Source organism: Nitrosovibrio sp. Nv17, from assembly GCF_900119085.1.
Classification (GTDB): domain Bacteria; phylum Pseudomonadota; class Gammaproteobacteria; order Burkholderiales; family Nitrosomonadaceae; genus Nitrosospira.
Genome location: NZ_FPIQ01000017.1, coordinates 1 through 22,678 on the forward strand (window position 1 = coordinate 1; position 22,678 = coordinate 22,678).

The 22,678-nt window shown below is 66.4% G+C and carries 23 protein-coding genes; 17 read left to right on the forward strand and 6 right to left on the reverse strand.

All coding sequences use genetic code 11. The features are described 5' to 3' along the window. Positions 1–323: 323 nt before the first annotated feature. The 3 genes from BT108_RS09860 to BT108_RS09870 all read right to left on the reverse strand — a co-directional run bounded on the left by BT108_RS09860 (position 324) and on the right by BT108_RS09870 (position 3,015). Positions 324–1,406, reverse strand: coding sequence for a hypothetical protein (locus tag BT108_RS09860; RefSeq protein ID WP_072294369.1), 1,083 nt, complete (start codon positions 1,404–1,406; stop codon positions 324–326). A gap of 131 nt (positions 1,407–1,537) precedes the next feature. Continuing rightward, positions 1,538–2,488, reverse strand: a complete 951-nt coding sequence (locus BT108_RS09865; protein WP_072294370.1) for a D-hexose-6-phosphate mutarotase — start codon at positions 2,486–2,488, stop codon at positions 1,538–1,540. 62 nt (positions 2,489–2,550) lie between these two features. Then, complete coding sequence (locus tag BT108_RS09870; protein WP_072294371.1) at positions 2,551–3,015, reverse strand: DUF3293 domain-containing protein; 465 nt, start codon at positions 3,013–3,015, stop codon at positions 2,551–2,553. Between the two features lie 291 nt (positions 3,016–3,306). Between BT108_RS09870 and BT108_RS09875 the strand changes: the two genes are divergently transcribed. From BT108_RS09875 to BT108_RS09915, 9 genes are all read left to right on the forward strand, one after another. After that, positions 3,307–3,891, forward strand: a complete 585-nt coding sequence (locus BT108_RS09875) for a hypothetical protein (protein WP_255369687.1) — start codon at positions 3,307–3,309, stop codon at positions 3,889–3,891. Positions 3,892–4,018: 127 nt separating this feature from the next. Then, on the forward strand, positions 4,019–4,825 hold the full coding sequence (ppk2, locus tag BT108_RS09880) for a polyphosphate kinase 2 (RefSeq protein WP_072294372.1): 807 nt from the start codon (positions 4,019–4,021) through the stop codon (positions 4,823–4,825). Between the two features lie 234 nt (positions 4,826–5,059). Then, on the forward strand, positions 5,060–5,962 hold the full coding sequence (locus tag BT108_RS09885; RefSeq protein WP_072294373.1) for a ZrgA family zinc uptake protein: 903 nt from the start codon (positions 5,060–5,062) through the stop codon (positions 5,960–5,962). A 29-nt stretch (positions 5,963–5,991) separates the two neighbouring features. After that, the gene (locus BT108_RS09890; protein WP_072294374.1) at positions 5,992–6,705 is read left to right on the forward strand and encodes an ABC transporter ATP-binding protein; all 714 of its coding nucleotides are present in this window, start codon (positions 5,992–5,994) and stop codon (positions 6,703–6,705) included. A gap of 121 nt (positions 6,706–6,826) precedes the next feature. Then, positions 6,827–8,026: an ABC transporter permease gene (locus BT108_RS09895; protein WP_255369688.1), complete on the forward strand. Its 1,200-nt coding sequence runs from the start codon at positions 6,827–6,829 to the stop codon at positions 8,024–8,026. Positions 8,027–8,046: 20 nt separating this feature from the next. Beyond that, positions 8,047–8,658, forward strand: coding sequence for a DUF3299 domain-containing protein (locus BT108_RS09900; RefSeq protein ID WP_072294376.1), 612 nt, complete (start codon positions 8,047–8,049; stop codon positions 8,656–8,658). Between the two features lie 150 nt (positions 8,659–8,808). After that, a complete protein-coding gene (locus tag BT108_RS09905; protein WP_072294377.1) occupies positions 8,809–9,081 on the forward strand; it encodes a CopG family ribbon-helix-helix protein in 273 nt (90 codons plus the stop codon). After that, positions 9,069–9,362 (forward strand): type II toxin-antitoxin system RelE/ParE family toxin, encoded by a 294-nt coding sequence (locus BT108_RS09910; protein ID WP_072294378.1) that lies wholly within the window; start codon positions 9,069–9,071, stop codon positions 9,360–9,362. Before BT108_RS09905 ends, BT108_RS09910 begins: the two co-directional genes overlap by 13 nt. A gap of 331 nt (positions 9,363–9,693) precedes the next feature. Continuing rightward, positions 9,694–10,536 (forward strand): PEP-CTERM sorting domain-containing protein, encoded by an 843-nt coding sequence (locus BT108_RS09915; protein WP_177257298.1) that lies wholly within the window; start codon positions 9,694–9,696, stop codon positions 10,534–10,536. A gap of 3 nt (positions 10,537–10,539) precedes the next feature. Here BT108_RS09915 and BT108_RS09920 read toward each other — a convergent pair whose 3' ends face one another. Beyond that, a complete protein-coding gene (locus BT108_RS09920) occupies positions 10,540–12,729 on the reverse strand; it encodes a TonB-dependent receptor (RefSeq protein ID WP_083566356.1) in 2,190 nt (729 codons plus the stop codon). Positions 12,730–13,008: 279 nt separating this feature from the next. Between BT108_RS09920 and BT108_RS09925 the strand changes: the two genes are divergently transcribed. Further along, entirely contained in the window at positions 13,009–13,740 is a 732-nt protein-coding gene (locus tag BT108_RS09925) for a PEP-CTERM sorting domain-containing protein (RefSeq protein ID WP_255369689.1), read from the forward strand. Between the two features lie 180 nt (positions 13,741–13,920). Then, the gene (locus BT108_RS09930) at positions 13,921–16,422 is read left to right on the forward strand and encodes a spermine/spermidine synthase domain-containing protein (protein ID WP_072294381.1); all 2,502 of its coding nucleotides are present in this window, start codon (positions 13,921–13,923) and stop codon (positions 16,420–16,422) included. Here the strand turns inward: BT108_RS09930 and BT108_RS09935 are convergent. Then, a complete protein-coding gene (locus BT108_RS09935; protein WP_072294382.1) occupies positions 16,416–16,787 on the reverse strand; it encodes a Fur family transcriptional regulator in 372 nt (123 codons plus the stop codon). The genes BT108_RS09930 and BT108_RS09935 overlap by 7 nt on opposite strands. A gap of 238 nt (positions 16,788–17,025) precedes the next feature. Between BT108_RS09935 and BT108_RS09940 the strand changes: the two genes are divergently transcribed. From BT108_RS09940 to BT108_RS09960, 5 genes are all read left to right on the forward strand, one after another. Continuing rightward, positions 17,026–17,874, forward strand: a complete 849-nt coding sequence (locus BT108_RS09940) for an all3515 family Zur-repressed PEP-CTERM protein (RefSeq protein ID WP_072294383.1) — start codon at positions 17,026–17,028, stop codon at positions 17,872–17,874. Positions 17,875–17,956: 82 nt separating this feature from the next. Further along, positions 17,957–19,213, forward strand: coding sequence for a GTP-binding protein (locus BT108_RS09945; protein WP_072294384.1), 1,257 nt, complete (start codon positions 17,957–17,959; stop codon positions 19,211–19,213). Continuing rightward, positions 19,210–19,449 (forward strand): hypothetical protein, encoded by a 240-nt coding sequence (locus BT108_RS09950; protein WP_072294385.1) that lies wholly within the window; start codon positions 19,210–19,212, stop codon positions 19,447–19,449. Before BT108_RS09945 ends, BT108_RS09950 begins: the two co-directional genes overlap by 4 nt. 92 nt (positions 19,450–19,541) lie before the next feature. Continuing rightward, positions 19,542–19,901 carry an RNA polymerase-binding protein DksA gene (gene dksA, locus BT108_RS09955; protein WP_369817081.1) on the forward strand — a complete coding sequence of 120 codons (360 nt, stop codon included), beginning with the start codon at positions 19,542–19,544 and terminating at the stop codon, positions 19,899–19,901. A 40-nt stretch (positions 19,902–19,941) separates the two neighbouring features. Next, a complete protein-coding gene (locus tag BT108_RS09960; protein WP_083566360.1) occupies positions 19,942–20,625 on the forward strand; it encodes a DUF1826 domain-containing protein in 684 nt (227 codons plus the stop codon). 24 nt (positions 20,626–20,649) lie between these two features. Here the strand turns inward: BT108_RS09960 and BT108_RS09965 are convergent, their stop codons facing one another. Further along, positions 20,650–21,900: an MgtC/SapB family protein gene (locus BT108_RS09965; RefSeq protein WP_072294410.1), complete on the reverse strand. Its 1,251-nt coding sequence runs from the start codon at positions 21,898–21,900 to the stop codon at positions 20,650–20,652. Positions 21,901–22,402: 502 nt separating this feature from the next. Between BT108_RS09965 and BT108_RS09970 the strand changes: the two genes are divergently transcribed. Then, positions 22,403–22,627: a hypothetical protein gene (locus BT108_RS09970; protein WP_072294386.1), complete on the forward strand. Its 225-nt coding sequence runs from the start codon at positions 22,403–22,405 to the stop codon at positions 22,625–22,627. The last annotated feature ends 51 nt before the right edge of the window (positions 22,628–22,678 follow it).

Here is a 22,678-nt window from a genome sequence, read left to right on the forward strand (position 1 = left end):
CGTAAATCTTGCGAATAAGCGTGCATGCCCGGACTCCAGATTGAACCCGGGATAATTTATCATATTGTCTATATTTAAATCAAAAATGCTCTAGAGACGCGTTCGCGCCCTACGCTGGAAAGCTTCCCCTGGTGGTTCATGGCCCCTTTCTCCCGAATGTTGGAGCCTCCTCGAAACCCGGGGTAACCCGGTCATTCGAGTTCCATGGCAATTATTCGGAAAGGCATTGGCAGCGCAAGAAACTCAGGCATTCTATACCACGACGCGGCCTCGAATCAGCGTTTTGCGTTTCCCTGGCAAGCCCGATCGGCAGTATCCGTGCATCATGCCGCGGACGGATCCGCCTGCCTCAGGCCCTGCGCCACGTGCAGGCACCATACGAGTATCAGCGAAGCCGAGAAGACGAAGAACCGGTACTGGTCCGAGGGAAACAGCAGCAGGTGCCCCGCGGTAAAGACGATGGGAATGGCGAGCAGAGGATAGAATTCCCTCCGCGCGCGCTCCTGCCCTCCCCTCAGCCACAGCAGGTAGAGCGCCACCACGTAGATGGCGGCGTGCGAACGCAGGACCAGGTCGTTGAGCAGCACCCAGTAGGGCATCAGGTAGTCTGCGGGCCGGGTGGAAATCACGATGTCGGCGGGATAGGGATGGGGCGAGCCCATGAAGGTGAAGTTGAACAGGGTCAGGTATCCGTATCCCCCGCTCATGCGGGTGATGAGAAGATAGAGGCCGATGGCGGCCAGCAGCGAGCATGGCGCCGCAAGCCTGCTCCCCCGCAGATAGGCGTGGCCCATGAGCAGGGCCGAGAGCAGGATGAAGTCGGTTCTGATCAGGGGAAGGATGGCCGCCACCGGGAAGACCGCTTTGCCTTTCCCCATCAGGCTGTACACCCCCGCAAGGGAAAAAAAGCACGCCATCGCATCCGGCGTGGAGAAGCGTGCGAGATCCGTGTATCCGGTCACGGCCGCCACGACCGGCAGCATTCCCAGGGGTACCGAAGTCCGGGACATGATCAGGCCCAGGAGCAGCACGGACAGTGCGGCGAAGCACGCGCTGATCGTGAAGGTCGCCGCCGCGTAACCCAGTCCGGCACGCCCCAGCAGACGGACGAGCCCGATGTATGCGACCCGCGTGGCATAGAAGGGAATCTGCTGTTCCAGGGAGGCGGGATCGGCGAATACCGTGCCGGGATACCTGCCCGAGGTGAGCAGGGCAAACCTCTTGCTGCTGACCGTCCGCCTGACGCTGTCATAGGTCGCGCGGCTCAGGTCCTCGCCCCGGTAGCCGTCCCTGTGATAGGCCGCGGCCACGTAGGCAACCATGTCCCAGTTGCGATGGGGCTTGAGGAGCCCATACGCCAGCACCGCTGCGGCGGTGATGATGAAAATGGCATGCCTGAAAGTCACCGGAGCATCCCCAGGGTCATTCCAGGCGCTTGCGGCAGCGGCAATCTCAGAGAGGACGCATGCTTTCGCTCATTGGCGAACACGCTGTGCCGTGCGCATCCACATGGCGCTCTCGTGGCGCGGCCTCCCTCCTACGACGCAAGGGGCGGCCGGACGCCCTGCAGCACGTGCGGCAAATCCCGCTCGACGCGGTAGCTGGCCGTCAGCCGGGTCTCGCCGCCAGGTGCGACCTGCACCGCGTCCACGTCGGCGTTGGCGGTTTCGACGCAGAGGAAGCGCCGGTAGTCGTCATCCTTCAGGTCCGCCATCTCCGCCGATATCCTTGCCCACGGGTTCCACACCACCGCGGTGCGGCTGCCTTGAGAGGCGATGCGTATCCTGCGATCCAGCGCAACGTCGTCGATCACCAGTTCGCCCCGTACCCCCCGGTAGATGCGGTCGACCTCGGTGGCGATGGACACCGCTCCTTCCTGGCGCCTGCATGCGGCATGATCGGTCTTGTCCACGTATTCGAGCCCGTCCAGCCCCAGCACGCTCGCCCGGTCGATGTCCCCCACCCGAAAGTAGGTATGCAGCGCCTGGGTGATCTGGAATGGCCGGGTGCCGGTGTTGCGCGTGAAGAGGCTCAGGCGCAGGGAAGCCCCCACCCCGATCTCCAGCGCCAGGTCGAAGGCATGCGGCCAGATCGCCCGCGTCTCTTCGGTGTCCGTCAGCCCCAGGGTGACCGTGAGCTCGCCGTCCGCCCCGGCGCCGGTGCGCTCCAGGTTCCAGTAGCGGTTGCGCACGAAACCATGCGCCGGACGGCCCAGTCCCTCCGGGTCGGGGCCGAACCACGGCCAGCACACGGGCGCGCCCCCCTTGATGGCCTTGCCGGGCTGGTAGTACGCCGCCTCGCTGAGGAACATGAGGTTGTCGGGATCGTTGGCGGGCTGGAAGGAGAGCACCTGTCCCGCGTAGAGGGAGATCACGGCGCTGGCCGCGTCGCTGTCGATCCTGATGAAGGGCAGCCCGCCCGCGCCCTCGACGATCCTGATCCGGTCGCCGATTCCATGAGCGGCATTCAATTGCTGGATGGTCGTCATCTGGCTTCTCCGAAAATGGAAGCATCATAGCACGCGCGGCCGTACGGCGGCCGCGCCGATGCCTACCGCAGCAGGATCAACCGGGGGATCGCATCGGGTCCCGCCCAGACGATGGCGTTCTGCCGGAATTCCCGCCCGAGCGCCTGCGCCATTTCCAGCCCTAGGCCAAGCGTGAGCAGGCTCGCCTCAGCCGGCCAGACGCCGGATGGATCACACCCCGCTCCTTTGAATATGTGCCCGGCGGGAACGAACCGCGCCAGCCTGCGACGCAGGCGCCGGGCCGCGGACCGGTTCTCAGCCGGGTCCAGGCGCGCGCCCCGTGGGTTCCAGGCGGTAATGAAGGCCGCGCACTGGCATCCGGATGCGGCGAGCAGCCGTGACAGCGGTGCGCAATACTCGTCGATGCGCAGGATGAGAGAGCCGCCCCCGGGAGGCCCGGCGAGGGTCGCGCGGTACTCGGTCGCGCGGTAGAGGGCGATCAGCGCCGCTGGAAGCGAAGACCGCGGCGCAGGACGCGCCGCCTTCAACCGGCCCTCCGGCCGCGCTTCGGCAGGCGTCGCCGGCTGACGCCGAACGGGCGGATCGTCGAACGCAGTGCCCGCTTCCCCATTCTTCCCCCCGGACGAGTCAATTCGATTGCATTCTATAACCTATCGATTATACTTTTTATCATGCAACGCGCCGGATCCGGCGCATGCCGGGCAATGACCTGTTATGAAAGGAAAGACATACGGATTTCGCAGACCGGCGGGCGGCCAGGGCAGGCCCGCGCCCGATCGGGAAGCACGCATGGAACACGAACCGAAAGGAGCCATCTCATGATGATCAAGCAATGGGTACGAGCCTCCATGGCGGCGCTGGCCGTAGCCATGGCACTCTATTGCGGTGCCGCCGCCGCGCATGGAAGGGTCGCGATGGAAGAGGATACCTGCATGCGCCGCCTCGGCGACAACAGCATGGTGCACCTGAGCGCCTATCAGCCGCAGCACGAGCCAGGCGACCAATATTGCACCGAAATCCCCAAGGAAGGCGACACCTTCCTGGTGGTGGATCTCGTCGACCAGGCCCTGCGCGACATACCGATCGCGCTCAGGGTGGTAAGAGGCACCAGCGAGGTGGACGACGAAACCGTCACCTACCTGCATCCCGCCTCCCATCCGGACGGGGTGATCAGGGGCGAGACCACCCTGGACCAGGGGGTCTATACGGTGTTCATCACCGGGGATTCGGTGCCGCCGGTGCGCTACGAGTATCCCCTGCGCGTGAAGATGGTGAACTACGGCAACCTGCTGCGCGCATCGATCAAGCCCCTGATCATCGTCCTGCTGCTGACCTTCATCGCCTACAAGGTTGCAAGCTCGAAGCGTACCCGGGAGTGGTGGGCCACCCGCCGAGGCCGGTAGCGGACATCATTGCCGCTCCAGGCGCACCCAGGGGCAGGCCGGCAGCGGCCTGCCCCTTTGCATTGCGGCGGCAAGCCGGTACCATGCTCACGGAAGAACGGCATCCACAGGAATCCACGGGGAAAACATGAGCAAGAAACGCGACGATCCGGCTGCGGCAGGGTTCCCGCCCGAGCCCTCCAAAAAGGAGTACGGCGAGACCCTCTACCGGCTCCAGGTCGAACTGGTCAAGCTGCAGCGGCACTTCATCGAGCATGGCAACAGGATCCTGATCATTTTCGAAGGGCGCGACGCGGCCGGCAAGGACGGCACCATCAAGCGCATCACCCGCTACCTGAGCCCGCGGGAAACGCGGGTGGTGGCGCTGGGCAAGCCATCCGACAGGGACCGCAGTTCGTGGTACTTCCAGCGCTACGTGCCGCACCTGCCCGCCGCACAGGAACTGGTGCTGTTCAACCGCAGTTGGTACAACCGCGCGGGAGTGGAGTCGGTGATGGGCTTCTGCACCCGTCCGGAATATGACGAATTCATGGATACGGTACCGGAGTTCGAGCACATGCTGGTGCACTCGGGCATCACGCTCTTCAAGTATTATCTCGACATCAGCAAGCGGGAGCAGGTCAGGCGGCTGAAACGGCGCAAGCAGGATCCGCTCACGCAGTGGAAGACCAGCGCGCTGGACGCCTACGCGGTCAAGAAATGGGATGCCTACGGCCAGGCGCGCGACCGGATGCTGGCGCGCACCCACAATCTCACCTCGCCCTGGACCATTGCCCGCGCCGACAGCAAGAAGCTGACGCGCATCAATGTGATCAAGGACATGCTCAGCCGTCTCGACTACGAAAACAAGGACGAGCGGCTGGTCATGCCGGACAGGCGTGTGGTGATGGAATTCCAGACTTCCCTCATCGAGGATGGCATGCTGGAGTCATGACCGCTGCCGCCGTCGCCTCCCTTGCGGAAACGCGCCGCAACGGTGCGCAGACAGCGGCCCTGCGGATGAATGCACGGGTTGAACGAATCGCATTCCGGACTGCCCAACCCCGTGATGGGGCGCGCTGCCGACCCCGGCGCGGCAGGCGATGTAACCGTGAAGCCTCGCCGCCAACCTGTGCTCTCGATCCCGGATCGGGTTTCCGGCGACAGGTCCCACTGGAGAAATCGATACATGGATCCGACACGACGCCTCTCGACCCGGGCCAGGGCGGCCGCGCTGCTTCTCGCAACCGGGTGGCTGCCGCTTGCCCTGGCGCAGCCGCCGGGTGCCCACGTGCACGGCCAGGCCGCGCTGGAGATCGCCGTCGACGGCGATGTGGTGCACATCCACCTGCACAGCCCGCTGGACAGCCTCGTCGGGTTCGAGCACGCCCCGAGGAATGAAAAGGAGCGCCACGCGATCAAGGCCCTGGCGGCCCGGCTCCACCAGGCCGACACGCTGTTCGTGCTCACGCCCGAGGCCCGCTGCCAGGTGGAATCGACCGAACTGTCCTCTCCCGTGCTGTCCCCGGATTCTTCCCCGCGCTCCCATTTCCAGGAAGAACGGCAGACCCTCGGGACGAGGGCCGCCGACGGCAGCGCATGGTCCACCGCCTCCCATGGCACGCGTCCCCGTCTCTGGCCCTCGGGGCAGGAATACGACTTCGCCTTCACCCCCATCATCCAGCTGGGCGGCGGCCGGCCCGCTGCCGTGTTCGCCCTGCCCGGCCTGCGCCCATATCCCGGCGGGGCTGGCCTGCGGTGGGAGGACACCGCCGGCACGCTCGCCAGGGCTCGCCTGCTGCCTCCGTCGTCCTATCGGGTGACTGCACCGATGCACGCGGGCAAAACCCTTTCGACCGCCAGGATTGCCTCCCAGGTGGCGCAGGCCGATCACGATGAGGAAGCTCACGCCCACGCGGAACTCGAGGCCGCATGGCAGTTCCGGTGCGCCCGGCCGCAGGCGCTTCGGGGGATCGAGGTGCGCCTGTTCCAGGTATTCCCCGATCTGCAGCGTATCGACGCCGCCGTCGCGGCCCCCGGCGGGCAGTCCGGCGCACGCCTGTCCCCCGGATCCACGCGGCTCGCGTGGTAGCGGAAGGTGCGGGCGATCGATCCGGAAGCATGAGCCCGAGTCCGCTTGCGATCGCTGTGCAGGACCTGGTGTTTCAGTGGCCCGCCCGGAACCAGGCGGGATTTCGCCTCTCCATTCCCCGGTTCGAGGTGGAGCGCGGCGAGCGTGTGTTTCTGCAGGGGGCGAGCGGCAGCGGCAAGAGCACCCTCCTGAGCCTGCTGGGGGGCGTGCTGCGGCCACAGCCCTGCCGCCTGCGCGTGCTGGACACCGACCTGACGGCGCTTTCATCCAGCGACCGGGACCGCTTCCGCGTGGACCACGTGGGTTTCCTGTTCCAGCAATTCAACCTGGTTCCCTACCTCTCGGTGCGCGAGAACGTATTGCTGCCCTGCCGCTTCTCCCGGCACCGGCGGCGGCAGGCGCTGCAGTCGGCCTCCTCGCTACAGCAGGCGGCGGACCGGTTGCTGCAGCGGCTGGGGCTGGATGGCAGCCTCGCCCGGCAGCCGGTCACGGCGCTGTCGGTGGGCCAGCAGCAGCGCATCGCCGCGGCGCGGGCGCTGATCGGCCACCCGGAGCTGATCATCGCGGACGAGCCGACCTCGGCCCTGGATGCGGACCGGCAGGGAGAATTCCTCGACCTGCTGCTGGAACGCTGCGCCGATGATCGCGTCACGCTGGTCTTCGTCAGCCACGACCAGCGGCTGGAATCGCGCTTCACCCGGAGCGTGAGACTGGACGACCTGTGCGCAACCACCCCCTGCTGATCCGCCTGCATGCGCCCGCACCCGGCACGATCCGGCCTGCCGTGGTGAGAGGCGACCCCTGAAGCCCCTGCTCTCCCTGGCGCTTGCCAGCGCGTGGAACCGCCACGCCACGCTCGGCCTGATGGCGATCAGCATCGCGCTCTCGGTCATGCTGCTGCTGGGCGTCGAGCAGCTTCGCATCCAGGCACGCGAAAATTTCACGCAGTCCATCTCCGGCACCGACCTGGTGGTGGGGGCGCGCACCAGCCCGATCCAGCTGGTGCTCTATGCGGTGTTCCGCCTCGGCGACGCCACCCACAACATCCGCTGGACCAGCTTCCAGGCGGTGGCTGCGCATCCGGCCGTGGCATGGGCGGTGCCGCTCTCGCTGGGCGATTCGCATCGCGGCCACGCGGTGGTGGGCACCACGGCCGCCTACTTCGAGCATTTCCGCTACGGCGACCGCCAGCCGCTCGCCTTTTCCGCGGGCCAGCCGTTCGCAGACGTATTCGACGCCGTGATCGGCGCCGAGGTGGCGGCGCAGTTCGGCTACCGCCTGGGCGACCGCATCGTGCTCAATCACGGCAGCGGCGGCATCGGCCTGGCCGAGCATGCCGACAAGCCCTTCACCGTAAGCGGCATCCTCAGGCGCACCGGCCTGGCGGTGGATCGCAGCATCCACGTCAGCCTGGAGGCGATCGAGGCCATCCACCTCGACTGGCAGGGGGGCGCGCCCATGCCCGGCGTCTCCATCCCGCCCGAGCATGTGCGCAAGTTCGACCTGGCGCCGAAGGAGATCACGGCCGCGCTCATCGGCCTGAAGAATCGCGCGGGCGTGTTCCAGATGCAGCGCTTCGTCAACCGGTACCAGGGCGAGCCGCTGCTGGCCGTCCTGCCGGGGGTGGCGCTGGACGACCTTTGGAGTGTGGTCGGCGTGGTCGAACGTTCGCTGCTGGCGATTTCCGCGCTGGTGGTCGCAGTGGGCCTGAGCGGCCTGGTGGCGGTCGTGCTGGCGGGCCTGAGCGAGCGCCGGCGCGAACTGGCGATCCTGCGCTCGGTAGGTGCGGGGCCGCGCGTGGTGTTCCTGCTGCTCGCCATCGAAGGGTTGATGGTGGTGGTTGCGGGCGCGGCACTGGGCGTGCTGGGGCTGATGGGACTCGGCGCCCTGGCCGCACCCATGGTGGAAGAGCACCTGGGCGTCACGCTGTCGGCAAGCACGCTGACTCCCGAAGCCTGGCGCCTGCTGCTGCTGGTCATGGCCACGGGCTTCGCCGTCAGCCTCGTCCCGGGCTATCGCGCCTACCGGCTGTCGCTGGCGGACGGCCTCACTCCCAGACTGTGATCCAAAGGAGGATACCTGCCATGTCGCTCGCCCGAACCTGTCTTGCCCGCCTTCTTCCTCTCGCCGCCGCCCTGGCGCTCGTCGCGCAACCACCCGCAGCCACCGCCAGGGACTACGCGATCGGGGAAAAGCTGCAGGCCTCCCCGCCGCGCGCCGCCAAGGGCAAACCCGCTACCGGCGTCGGCTACAAGGAAAAGACGTGGGACGACCTGATGCCCAAGGATTGGGATCCGATGGCGCCGCTGAAGGGACTGAAGCTGGACAACCTGCAGGACAGCGACCCGCGCGCCATCGAGGCACTGGAGAAGATACGCGCCGCCTGGACCGATGCGCCCATCGAACCCTCGCTGGACGGGGCCCGCATCCGCATCCCCGGCTTCGTGATTCCCCTGGAGCGCGCCGGCGGCAAGGTGAGCGAATTCCTGCTGGTTCCCTACTTCGGCGCCTGCATCCACACCCCGCCGCCGCCTTCCAACCAGATCATCCACGTGCGCGCGGCGAAGCCCGCAATCAGCATGCGCACCATGGATACCATGTGGGTCAGCGGCACGCTGCACGCCGGCAAGGTCGACACGGAAATGGGCCAGGCGGGCTACCGGCTGAGCGCCGAGTGGATCACCCCCTACCCGTGAACAATCCGGTAGCGACGGCCCGCAAATAGTACTGGCATGAAAAATCGGACAGATCGCGGAGAGATAGACAACAGGGGAGAAAAGAATATATTATCACCAGGTATTACCATGTGATGGATAATTTGAAGATCGCTTGAAAATGGCTTGATTATGGCAACATCCCTCAAAATCGATGATGGCTTGAAAAGTCGCATCCGGCAGCTCGCCAGCCAGCGTCGCCGCTCGGCGCACTGGATCATGCTCGAAGCCATCGAGCAATATGTGCAACGCGAGGAAGCACGAGAAAGCTTCAAACAAGAAGCTCTGGCTTCCTGGGCAATCTATCAGGAAACCGGCCTGCACCTGACAGGCCAGGAAGTACGCGCCTGGTTGAGCACCTGGGGAACCGAGGACGAAAAAATGATTCCTGAGTGCCACAAGTAGTCGTCACGGAAGGTGCGAGGCAAGGGTTGACCCGCTGCCGGCGATTCCTGGCTGCAAAGGCCCCGGAAGCTGCCAGGCGAGCCGGCCAGATTATTGAACGGCAATTCCTGCTGCTGGAAAAAACCCCGGACATGGGCCGGCCGTTGCCTGAACTGCCTGAGCTGCGCGAACTGGTAATAACGTTCGGGGATTCCGGCTACGCTGCCCTGTATCGCCATGAACCTGTTGATGACAGGGTGTATGTGCTGGCCTTCCGGCATCGGAAAGAAGCGGGATATTGAAAGTACGGTGAAATTTCTCCTTATGCATCAATTAGCTGATGCGAGATCGGGCCTACGGAGCTCCGTCTGCGACCCGATATTCTGAATCACCCCTGAATCAACCCGATCGCGCGCTTCCACTCGGCGTTGGCAATGGCGAGGACATCGAACGTCGGTGTATCTTGGGCCGGCGCCCGAAAAGCCGGCTTTTCCGCCATGATGAGCGAAGGTCACTTACCTCATGGAAACATCTCTATTGATAATGTAATCTCATTATATTATGATTCCCCCCATGGACCATGATACGGGCAGGCGTGCCGGCTGCCTTCCATTTTCATCCCCAGGGGGTCTCATGAACAGGAACGGATGCTCCACCATGGCGCTGGCGGGAACTCTCGCCCTCGCAGCCATATCCCTGCCCACGCACGCGGCCAGCTACGACATTCTGATCGGCGCTTCGGGGAGGCAGCTCACGACCAGCTTCTTCGCCCACGGCGCCCTGCCGCCGGGCGGCGGCTTCGCCACCGACTTTGCCAGCGGACAGAACCTGTACCCGACTGACTTCGGCGATTTCGGCGGCGGTCCGCGTGCGACCAACGATCCCGGTTTCCAGAGTTTCGCCGGCACCCTCGACCCCGGCGCCATCGTCTCCATCCAGGGCATCGGCAGCCTGGAGTACTGGGCGCCCGCGACCCAGGCGTGGTCGGCGCCCGCCGGCGGAGAGCTGCTGCGGCTGCACGGCGCGGTGCCGACGGATATCGCCTTGGCGTACACGTTCTGCCAGAGCGGCGGCCCGCTCTGCGACCGGGCATTGGCCGAGCAGTATCCGTTCTACGCCGCCGGCACCGTATTCTCGGCAAGCGGCATTTCCGGGCCCAACCCCGCGATCGTCGACGATGCGGATTCCCAGGGCGCTTTCCACGCCCACCTGGACTGGTTCATCGAGAATCCCGGCGGGACCCCCGCACCCGGCGCCTATCTCGTCACCTTCGCGATCGTCGCGGACGGCTACCAGGCATCCGAGCCGGTCAAGGTGCTGTTCAACTACGGCCTGACGGAGGCCCAGTACCTGCTCGCCTTCGACTCCCGGGTGCAGCCCGTCCCGGAACCGCCGGCCGTGGGGCTGATGCTGGCCGGGCTCGGATTCCTGATGCTGTGGCTGCGCCGCCGGGCGCCGGCGGCCGGCATCGCCTGATGCTCAGAACATCAGCTCCAACCCCAGTTCGACGCTGCGCCCCGGTTCCGGGCTGAAACTGCGAAGAAAGGACGTGGCGCTGCGTATCTCCTCGTTGAGCAGATTGCGTGCGCGCAGGAAGAGGGAGCCCGGCCGGCCCATGATCTTCTGCCGATAGGCGGCATGCAGGGTCAGGAGGTTGTAGCCCTTGGTCTCAGTCTCGTTGATGCCGGGGCGGTCCTGTGCGTGGGCATGGGTGTAGCGCACCCGCGCGGACCATGGTCCCGAGGCGGTTGCGACCTGCACCCCGTAGCGCAGGGGCGGCTGCCGCGGCACATTCTCGCCGCTTGCCCGCAGGCGGGCGTGCACGTAGTCCGAGAACAGCGTGATCTCGACCGGCGGCGCGATACCCGCGGGCATGCGCAGCGTGGCCTCGGCCTCGTATCCCATGAAGCGCGCGCGCGCCTGCTGGTACTGCGTCACCGGCAGGCACTCGTCCAGGCTCACGCAGCGGGCGCGGAATCGTCCCTCCTCGGCATCGAAGAAGATGCCGGAAATGCTGCGCTGGAAGATGAAATGGTCCGCATCGTTGAGGAACAGGGCGCCATTGAAGCGTATCCATCCCGCATCCGCATCCCAGGTCAGGTCGAGGCTGCGCATCGATTCCGTCCTCAGGTTCGCATTGCCGACGTCGAAGGTATGGGTGGCGAGGTGCGGGCCGAAGGAATACAGCTCGTGCACCTCCGGCGCCCGCCGGGAGCCCGAGAAGATGACGCCCACCATGCTCTTCTCGGCGTACTGCCACGTCAGTGAAATGGAACGGTTCTCCAGGCCGAAGCTGCGCGCGGGAAAATTGAGGATGCGCCCGTCGACCGTCGGCTGCGGGCCCGATACCAGCCTGATCCGGTCGTAGCGCCACCCCCCTTCGAGGCGCAGCGCCGGCGTGATGTCGAGCCGCTCGTGGATGTAGGCCGCGGTGCTGAACGTGTTGGTCTCGGGGATGAACGCCTCGGCTCCCAGGGCGGAAAAATCGCGGTTCATCATCTGCCCGCCCACCACCCCGGATATGCGCGAACCCAACCGGTGCTCCACCTCCAGGCGCCCGTCCAGGGCCTGGTTGCGGAACGTGGTTGCGATCACGCTGCCGGATTTCTCGTGGTGCCGGTAGTTGACCCGGCTGACGTTCAGCCTGACTGCGTCGATCCACTCGCCGGATCCCCACAGCTCCACCCGGCCGTCATAGCGGCGGTTCGCGAGGTCGATGCCGACGTCGCTGCTGCCGCCGCCATGGGCATGCGAACCCGCGCTGGGAGGGATGCCGTAGACGTTGTCCAGCAGGGTGGCCGAGGCGCCCACCATTCCCGCGTCCGCGAACAGCGCCCCGCCCACGCTGCCCCCCTGGGCCTGCGCGCCGCTGTTGGCGACGTGGCCGCAGGTGTTGCGCACGTTGATGAGGCCGAACTGCTGGCGGATGGCCGCGTCATCGACGGCGCAGCCGTTGATGGAGATATTGTCGCGGCGGCGCATGAAGCCGTCGACGTGCATCGCGAAGCGCCCCGCGCCGGCATCGAGCTTGAAGGCATGGGTATGCTCGTTGCCGTTGAAGTTGTAGCGCGACTGCAGCATGCCCTGGACGGGAGATCGCGGGACACGGCGCGGAATGCGGTTGTCGATCACGTTCACGGCGCCGCCGATGGCATTGCCGCCATGCCGGATGGTGGCGGGTCCGCGCATCACCTGGATCTCGTCCGCGAGGATGGATTCGATGCTGGCGGCATGATCCGGGCTGAACGTCGTGGCGTCGTGCGTGGCCAGCCCGTTGCTCAGCAGGCGCACGCGCTGCCCCGACATGCCGCGGATCACCGGCAGGCCCACCCCCGGCCCGAAGGTGGAGTTGGAGACGCCGGCCTCGTCGGTCAGCGTCTCCCCCAGGGTATTGCCGATGCGCTCCCGGAGCGCCTCCCCGCGCAGCTTCACGGCGGGACGGGGCGGTTCTGGCGACACGTCCTCCTCCGGTGCGGCCCTGATCTCGATGGACTTGAGCACCGTCTCTGCATCCGCTTCGGGCCTGGCCGCAGTCTCCTGCCGGGTGTCCGGGAATGCCGGGGGCGCACTCGACTGCGCCAGCGCTCCGGGCAGGCCGACCGTGGCGATGAGACCCGCCATCGCCATGCATGGCAGGGCCGCAGGCGGCACGCGCAGATCAGGCGGCATGAAGTCGGACGGCGCACAAGGAAGGACGCCGGGAGGCCCTATGCTTGTGTTTATGGCGGCGGGCGGCCAGCCCCGCCACGTGCCGCGAGAGGGACGTCAGGAGCCCCGGGGCGCCGGATGAGCGAAGGAGAAGGGTTGTTGACAAAGCCTGGGACGTCCATTATATTATTGATAACGAGTTCTCAATAGTATTATATGAGATCCCGTTCCGGAAAACAATCTTGCCGGTTTCATGGAGGCAGCTGCTTCGTGAGCCGGATGCAACCTTTCATGGAGGACATGATGTTCAAACCCCTACGCGTCACCCTGGGCACAGCACTCGCCGCGCTGTCGCTCATCCTTTCTCCCCAGGTCCTGGCGCACAGCGACATCGAGGTATCGGTGGTCGGCGGCAAGCTGGTCGTCGACGAGGAAAACCATGCGCCGGCCGCGTTCGGCACCGGCTACAAGATCTTCGAGGGCGATTTCGGCGACCTGGCGGGCGGCCCCCTGGGAACCGACGATCCCGGATTCCTGGCGTCGGGCGGAACCTTCCTCTCCGGCGAGCAGCTCTGGTACAACGGACTCGGTACGCTCAGCTTCTGGAACGGCTCCAGCTGGGGCGCAGCACCCGGCGGCGTCACGCTGGGGGTCGAGGACGCGCTCGGCAGCACGACGCTCTTTTCCGCCAGCGGCGTGACGAACTCCCTGGGTGCCATCGACCAGTCCGATTCCGGCGGCGGCATCCACGCCCACATCGACTTCGCGGTCTCCGACCTGAACCCGGCCGGCGCCTACCTCGTCACCCTCTCGCTCACCTCGCTTGATGCCAGCGGCGGCCTGCCCGCGCCCTACGCGGACAGCGACCCGTTCCACATCGTGTTCAACCGCGGGTTGAGCGGCGAAGCGTTCGAGGCGTCGATCGCCACCCTCACCACGCCGGTGCCGGAACCGGAAAGCTACGCCATGTTCCTCGCCGGCCTGGCGCTGTGCGCCCAGGTCGTCCGGCGGCGCCAGCGCCGCAACGGCTGATCCCCTCCGTCCGCCCCCGGCCCCTCGCCGGGGTCGGGGGCGCCGCGTCCGGCAGGCCGGATGAGGCGCTGAAATACGATTCCATGCCATCCGCAATCCGGGCATGGCCGCAACCCCTCTCCACACCTGATGAGCATGCGCTCCGCACACCGGGCTCCTCCGTGGATCCCGCCGTCCGACATGCCCGACCGGCGGCACCTGCTTCTCTATCCCATCTTCACGATATCGGGCGCAGCCGGACTGGGGTATCAGTTCGTCTGGACCAAGATCCTGGCACTGGCCCTCGGGCACGAGTTCTCCAGCCTGATGGGGGTCGTCACCGCGTTCTTTCTCGGCCTGTGCCTGGGGTCATGGGCGGCTGACCAGCCGTTCCTGCGGCGCTTCGGCGGCCTCCGGCTCTACGCCATGGCGGAGGCGGCGATCGCCGTTTCCTCGGCGCTGGCGTTCCACATGGAGCCACTCCTCTCGACCCTGGCCCACGCCCTGCTGGGAGCGGCGCCTGCCCCGCTGTTCCAGTGGTTCATCAGCTTTTCGCTGCCGCTCGTGCTGCTGCTGCCGGCGACGGTGGCGATGGGCGCGACCTTTCCCGCCATGGAGCGGCACGTGTCGCACACCCTGCCGCACCGCGGGACGGTAGCCGGGCTCTACGCCGCCAACACTGCGGGCGCCGTTCTCGGCGTCCTCGCCAGCGCCTACGTCCTGATGCCGGCCATCGGGCACGGCGCGGCGCTTTTCCTGTTCGTCCTGACCAACATGGCATGCGCCGGCAGTGCGTGGGTGCTGGCCCGGATCGAGGGGTCGGCGGCAGCGGATGCGCTTTTGCGAACACGGGCGCCCCTCGGGGCGAGAGCCGCCCTGCTCCTCTTCACGACCGGCCTGCTGGGCATCGGGCTGGAAGTCGTGGCGGTGCGGGTGCTGGCACAGGTGTTCGAGGGGACGGTATACAGTTATGCCGCAGTGCTGGCGGTCTATCTGCTCGGCACGGCAGCCGGTGCGGCCTGCTATCGCCACGCCACGCGGAGCCGGGACTCGCAGCGTGTGCGATCCCTCCCCGCGGGCTTGCTGGTCGGCCTGGCGCTGGCCACCCAGCTGGCAGTCGCGACCCTGGACGGCGCACGGGGCGCCTACCGCGCCAGCCGTCTGGCGCTGGGCGACTCGCTGGCCGCCGTCATCACCTCGGAAGCCATGATCGCCGCGCTGACACTGGCGCTGCCCACCCTGCTGATGGGCGCCCTGTTCAGCCATCTGGTGCAGGCGTGCCGGGATCGGGACGCCTCCGTCGGCGCGGCCGTGGCCGTGAACACGCTGGGCTCGGCATGCGCCGCAGCCCTGTTCGGCATCGCGGTGCTGCCCCAGGCGGGTGCGCGCGGAGCGCTCGCGCTGCTGGGATTCGGCTATCTTGCCCTGCTGCCGCTCCTGCCCGCTTCTTCCCCCGCGCCCTCCCGGCGGAAATCCTGGCTGGCCGGCGCCGCGGCAGCCGGCGTGGCCGGCCTGGCGCTGGCGCTGGCGGTGCCCGGCGAGTTGAGGATCATCACGCTGCGGCAGGGCGAGTGGGTGGTCGAGCACCAGGAAGGCGTCATGGCGTCGGTCGCCGTGATCGGAAAGGGCGGCGAGCGCAACCTGCGTGTCAACAACCGCTACCAGATGGGCGGAACCGCACGCGACGCCGTGCGCCTGCAGTCGCGCCAGGCGCACGTCCCCCTGCTGCTGCACCCGCAGCCGCGCACCGCCCTGCTGCTCGGCGTGGCCTCGGGGGTGACCCTGGGCGCGGCCACGCGACATGCCGATCTGCGCATCGACGCTGTGGAACTGGTGCCGGAGGTCATCGGGCTGCTGCCGTTCTTCGAACCCCACAATGCCGCACCCCAGCGGAACCCGCGCGTCCGGCTCGTCAACGCGGATGCACGGCGCTTCGTGCGGGCGGCGAACGGCAGTCTCTACGACGTCGTGATCGGCGATCTGTTCCATCCGGCGCTGGATGGCGCCGGCGCCCTCTACACGCGCGAGCACTTCACCGCCATCCGCAGCCTGCTGGCGAGAGGCGGGCTGTTCTGCCAGTGGCTGCCCCTCTACCAGCTCGACGAGCCCACGCTACGCACCATCGTCGCCACTTTCCTGGAGGTGTTCCCGGAGGCGGCGGCGATACTCGCCGACGAGAACCTGGAATTTCCGGCGCTGGGCCTGGTAGGCGGGATGCCGCGCCTGGATCGCACCCGCGGCAGTGCCGGCGATCCCCGCCTGGCGGAGCACCTCGAGGGACTCGGCCTGCGCGGCCGCGTGGACTGGGCCGGCACGTTCCTGGCGGATGCGCCGAGGCTGCGGGAATACGCCGGCGATGCACCGATCGGCACCGACGACCATCCCCGGGTGATCTACCTTGCGCCCCGATTTGCCGCCCGGCGGGGCACGCTGTCGTACGGGCGCCTGCCCGCCCTGCTGGCCGACGATCCGGCCGGCGCATACCGCCAGGGCGGCGACGCCCGCCTGGCGAGCCATGTCCGCAGCCGCAACCTGGCCCTGTGGGGGCAGATCGCAGAACGCGAGGGACGCCTGGACGAAGCGCTCGGCCTCTATCGCGCCAGCGCGGCGCTCAACCGGGACTACCGCCCGGCGCAGGAAAGAATGAGGCTGCTCGAACGGCACCTGCAGCGCCGACAATCGCCCAGCTCAGGCGTTCAGTGACGGCATTCGCTGCACTGCCCGTACAGGATCAGGTCGTACTTCTCGATCACGAAGTCGCGGGGAGCCAGGAGATGGCTCTTCTTGATGCGTTCGTGTATGTCGAACACCCGGCTGCAGGAACTGCACTTGAAGTGGTAGTGATCGTCCAGCCTGGCCATCTCGTAGCGATCCGCCTCGCCCGGCAGCCTGACCGGCAGTATCCACCCTGCAGCCACCAGATCCTTCACCGTTCGGTAGACCGTCGCGATGCTGAGCGATGGCACGCTGGCCCGGCCCGTTTCATGTATCTCCTGGGTGGACAGGGGCCGGCCCGCCTCCGAGATGACGTCCAGTATCGCATTGCGCTGTCGGGTATTGCGTTCCATATCACCTCGGCACGATCAGAGCGGCGGACTCATCGATCCGCCGCATGCAATAAAAAAGGGCCAGCCTGCACAAAATGATCCCGCATCGCCTTGACTATATGCTATTGATAACTTATTATCAATAGCACCATGCATGCCGCTGGCGGCGGCCCGCCGATGACGGCAGGCGGCCACCACGCGCATTCGTGGCAAGAAACGTGGGCAGGGCCCATTTTATAACCGCAGAAGGAGAATGTATATGCGCCTCATACTACGCAATACCACTGGAGGAACCGCCCTGGGTCTGGCCGGCCTGATGATCCTGGCATCCCTCGACGCCTCGGCGTCGTCACGGCATGACGAAGGCATCGGCTTCTACGTCGGTTACGATGCCCTGGCCACCATCGCCTCCGGCACCTATGCCAGTCTTTCCAACCCCAATGCGGATCGTCTCACTCTCCTGCTCGACCATGGCAACCATTTTCATGGCATCGGCACGTACGGCTATGCCGGCCCCGCCGGCGCGCCGGAAATACTTTCCACCAACTCGAACAACCGGATTCCTGAAATCTCCTCCCGCGAGGATCCTCTTCCCCTCACGGCGGGCAGCGGCCTGTACGGCGGAACGCTGCGTTCCGGCGTAGGCGATTCCGAATACAGCTACCTCGGCATCGCCTCCATCCAGTCCCTGGCGGGCCATGTTCCCGGCGGCGTGGAAGACGTGCTGTTCCACAGCAGCAGCAACCGCTGGTCGGGCACGCTCGACGGTGCGCAGATCGCCCTCAGGCTGGTGAACAGCACGCCCGGCCTGCACATCGGGACCGAAGCCATCCGTGACGCGTACAGCGGCAGTGACGTATTCGCACTGGGAACCGGAAACGACTTCGAGTTCAAGCCGATCTACTGGGTGGATGCAGACGCCGCCGCGGGAGTGTATTCCGCCACGTTCGAACTCCTGAACACCAGTGCGGAATCACCCCTGCTGAGTTCGGGTACGTTCAGCTTCGATTTTGCCGTCTCGCCCGTTCCGGAGCCGGAAACCTACGCGATGTTCACCGCCGGGCTGTTCCTGCTGACCTGGGGCGCCCGCAGGCGCGCGCGCCGCTGATCGGCGACGCCCCCGGAAACAGCGCTTCCCCATTTTATTTGAATGGGGAAGCGCTCCGGCTCGATACTTTCCCATACCCACCATGACGACAACGGACACGCGCCTGCCGGTAACGGTACTCTCCGGATTCCTGGGCGCAGGCAAGACCACCCTGCTCAACCACGTCCTGGCGAATCGCGCGGGGCTGCGCGTCGCGGTCATCGTCAACGACATGAGCGAAATCAACATCGACGCCTCGCTGGTCGAGCGCGGCGCCGAAAATGCCGGCGCGGCGCTGTCGCGCACCGAAGAGAAGCTGGTGGAGATGAGCAACGGCTGCATCTGCTGCACGCTGCGTGGCGACCTCCTCGCGGAGGTGCGCAAGCTTGCGGCGGAGGGCCGCTTCGACTATCTCATGATCGAGTCGACCGGCATCGGGGAACCCATGCCGGTCGCCGCCACCTTCGATTTCCGTGACGAACGCGGCGATTCGCTCAACGACCTGGCCCGCATCGACACCATGGTCACGGTGGTGGATGCGGTCAACCTGCTGGACGACTACGCCAGCGAGGATCTGCTGGCGCAGCGCGGCGAGGTGGCGGGTGACGGGGATGAACGCACCCTGGCGGGCCTGCTGGCGGAGCAGATCGAGTTCGCGGACGTGATCGTGGTCAGCAAGGTCGACCGCGTCGGCCAGGCAAGACTGGATGCCGTCATCGGGACGATCAGGGCGCTCAATCCCGTGGCTGACATCGTGCATGCCGAGCATGGCCGGGTGCCCCTCGACAGGATACTGGGCACCGGCCGCTTCGACCTGGATCGCGCCAGCGCGATGGCGGGCTGGGCCAGGGAACTGGCGGGCGAGCATACCCCGGAAACCGAGGAGTACGGCATCGGCAGCTTCATCCTGCGCATGTGCGAGCCCCTACACCCGCAACGGTTCGCGGCCTTCCTCGGCCTGCCCCTGGCCGGCATCCTGCGGGCCAAGGGCTACGTATGGCTGGCCAGCCGCCCCGAATGGGCGATCGCCTACTCCCGTTCCGGCAACACCGCCTCGGTGGAACCGGTGGGACGATGGTGGGCGGCGGTCCCCCGAAAACAGTGGCCCGCCCGGGGAAGCCGGGAGCGTACCCTGATCGAACGGAACTGGCGCAAGCCCTACGGGGATCGCATCAACGAGATCGTCTTCATCGGGCGCCACCGCGAGTGGGATCGAGCGGTGATCGAGGCGGCTTTTTCCGCCTGCCGGCTGACGCCCGCGGAAATCTCCCGCGGCCCGGCCCACTGGCGCACCCTGTCCGACGATCTCCCCGAATGGTCGGCGATCCCTCTCGTGGAAGAGGCGCTGGATCCGTCATGAGCGCGATCATCCCGGAGACGTTCGAGGAATGGCGCCACTGCATCGAGCACGACTGCGGCATTGCGCTGACCGCAAAATTCGTGGAAGAAAGGCTGGCGATATTGTGCGAGCCACGGCATGAGGAAACCCGCCGTTTCGTGCGGCACTACGGCGAGGCGCACCGGCAGCGGATCGTGGCCTGGTTCGAGCGAATCCCCGGAAGGGCCGCAGGTCCCGCATCGCGGCCTCCCCCATGATCCGCGCCGACTCTCGCGACGGCCTCATGAAAAGCCAGGAAGCCTCCCGACCAGCAGAAAATCCGGAGCATCCCGTGCCGCCGGGCGAATACATGTCGCCGGCGCAGCGGGCATTCTTCCGCCAGTTGCTCGAAGAGGAACGGGATGCCTTGCTGCAAAGCGCCCGCAGCACGCTGGAGCAGATGCGCAGCACCGATTCGGAACCGGATCCCAGCGACCGCGCAAGCACGGAAGAAAAATTCTCCCTCGAGTTCCGGGTGAGGGACCGCGAACGCAAGCTGCTGGGGAAGATCGAGGAGGCCCTGCAGCGTATCGAGAACGGCACCTATGGCTGGTGCGCGGAGACGGGTGAACCGATCGGCATACCGCGCCTGCTGGCACGCCCCACCGCCACCCTCTGCATTGAGGCACAGGAGCGCCACGAGCTGCTGGAACGCGGCCATCGACCTTGATTATTGATCACCACACCCTCTTCTTCGCAAACACGCCGTCATGCCCGCCGCCCTCTGCAAGCCATCTCCTCCCCTCGCCGATTCCGCGCGCCGGCCATACGCGTGCACGACGCGGCAAGCGGAAGACCTGGTCCGAATCTTCGATGCAGGCATGCAGGTCGTCCGCTGGCGACGCCGCGCCGACCCCGCCATCACCGCCTTTCTGCAACAGGCCGCGGCAAGCGGCGCCCTGGGGAGCGGCTTTCGCACCACCGTCGCAGCAAACCGGCGAGTCGATCCGGCCCTGCTGCCGGACGGACCGGATCGACTTGCCATGATCGATGACATCCATGGGCTCTCGTCGCTGTATTCCGACCTGCTGGGATGCCCGGCCGTGGGCCTGCGCCTGGAAGTGCTGCGCCACGCCATGTGCCCGCGCTTCCACGTGGACCGCACCGGGATACGCCTGACGTGCGCCTACCTGGGGCCAGGCACCGAATGGATCGATGATGCGGGAGTAGACCGCGACCGGCTTGGCCGCGGATCCACCGGCCTGCCCGACCACGCTTCGGGCCTGTTCGACCGCGGAACCACGGTGGAAGCCGCCTGCTCCTTCGACGTGGTGCTGCTCAAGGGCACGCTGTGGCCGGACAACGCCGCCCGCGGCGCGATTCACCGCTCCCCGGCCGTTCCCTCCGTGGACGAGCCTCGCATCCTGCTCGCGATGGATGCGATCTGGAATTGACCCGCGAATCCGGGGAGATCGGACTCAGCCGAATGTGGCGAGGCTGCCGAGCCAGGCGGCCGCGATGGTCAGAATCAGCCCCGGCACGATCCGCAGGGCAAAGCCGCGCCCACCGCTGGTGAACGCCAGCACCACCTTGGTCACGGTATTGGTGCTCATGGCGAGCAGAATGGGCACGACTGCATCGTCCGCACCGAGCTTGCCCCCCGCGACCAGGGAAGCGACCGACACTGCGGGTGCGTGCGTGTCGGCGAAGCCGGCGATGGCCGTGCCGGCGATCAGCCCGGCGCTGCCCAGCCAGCTGTTGAGCGCCGCTGCGGCCAGCAGCACGCCCCCCATCATCGCCGCCAGCATGAGCGCACTGCGGAAACTGAACGCGCGCCCCATCTCGATCGTATCCGGAGTGTTCTGCCGCAACGCCTGCCTGAGAACCCATCCGCCATAGGCAGTGGCCGCCGCGCCCGCCGACAGGAGCGGCAGCGCCAGCGCACCCAGCGTGGGAGGATGCGCAGCTCCCAGTATCAGCGCCATCTGCACGATGGTCGCCACGGTGGAAAGCACTGCGCCCCCCGTCGCCGCCGCCATGAGCTCGGACTTGCGTCTGGCAAGCGAACCCATCGACGCGATGGTCGCCGAGCTGGACACGAATCCGGATGCCAGCCCGGCGACGGGCAGCCCGTAGCGCGGCCCCAGCAACCGCAGGGCGATGTATCCCCCGGCGCTGATCGCCATCATCAGCACCACGATGATCCACAGCAGATGCGGGTTGATGGCGTCGAACGGCCCCATGTGGCGATCCGGCATCAGCGGCAGGATCACCAGCGCGGCGCCGGCCAGCACCAGCGCATCGTGCAGCTCGGCCTCCGTCAGCGTCTCGCGCACGAAGGTGTGGATGCGGGTGCGGGCCGCGAGCAGCAGGGCCACCGTCACGCCCAGGGCGGAGGCGAGCAACGGCTCGCGCATGGCGAGCGCGCCCAGCAGCAGCGTCAGGAGCTGGACCATCTCGCTGGTCAGGCCGGGATCGCTCCGCGGCCGGGTGCGGAAATATCCCAGCGCGATGAAGCCGGCCACGGCGAGCGCCACCACCGCCAGCAGCGGAACGCCTCCCAGTTCGAAGCCGATCGCCCCGAGCAGCGCCGTGACCGCGTAGGTGCGTATCCCCGCCGGCGCGCGGTGCCGCCCCTCGCCCTTCCTGCGCTCGCGCTCCACCCCGATCAGCAGCCCGATGCCCAGGGCCACCGTAATCCGCATCCAGCTGTCGGGCAAAAGGGTCATGACCGCAGCCGCGACGGGCGCCGGGAACACTGGCCATCGGCCCGCGCTTCATGGGAACCGGCGCAGCGGATTCCGCCCGCTTCCGGGGACCATTCGGTCCGGTCGTTCATGGCTGCATTCTCCTGCCCCGCGGGTCTTTCCTCTGAATCCGGCTCCGGCAACCGCTGGTCTTCGGACAAGCTTGATGGGTTGGGCTTCGCTCCATCCATCCAGAATAAGCCATTCTCAAATTGAGGCAAGTCCAAATGAGTGGCCACGGAAGACAAGACATGTTCGATGGGTTGCGCTGCGCTCCACCCATCCTACCGCAGACAAGCCCATTGGAATAAGAGAACAAGCCATTCCCACATCGGGTTTTGATTTCGGTTCGATGGACTGCTGCGGGGGACAAGAGAGGAACAGGACGGGTGGTAGGATGGGTGGAGCGCAGCGCAACCCATCAAACCCATCTGAATAATGGATCGCGGAACGGTATCCAGCAGCAAAAGCGGGAAGCGAATGAATGAGCGTCGTGCTCGATGCCCCGGCTTTGCCGGGCTTGCTGCAAAACGAGCCTGGCAGTGATCGCCTTTTGCAGAGCTTGCTCTGGTGCAAGGCTCGCCCCTCGTTCCAGCTGAAATCCGTCACCGTCGCGAGCATGAAACAAGTGTTGACAGGCCCTGGATCAGCCGACGTTGTTCTCTCGCTTATAAAACAAAACGGGAATTTCCCAACAGCTTCTCAGTGATGGCTCAAAAACATGAACCTGTACTTTTTTGAACCGCTCCTTCCTTTCATC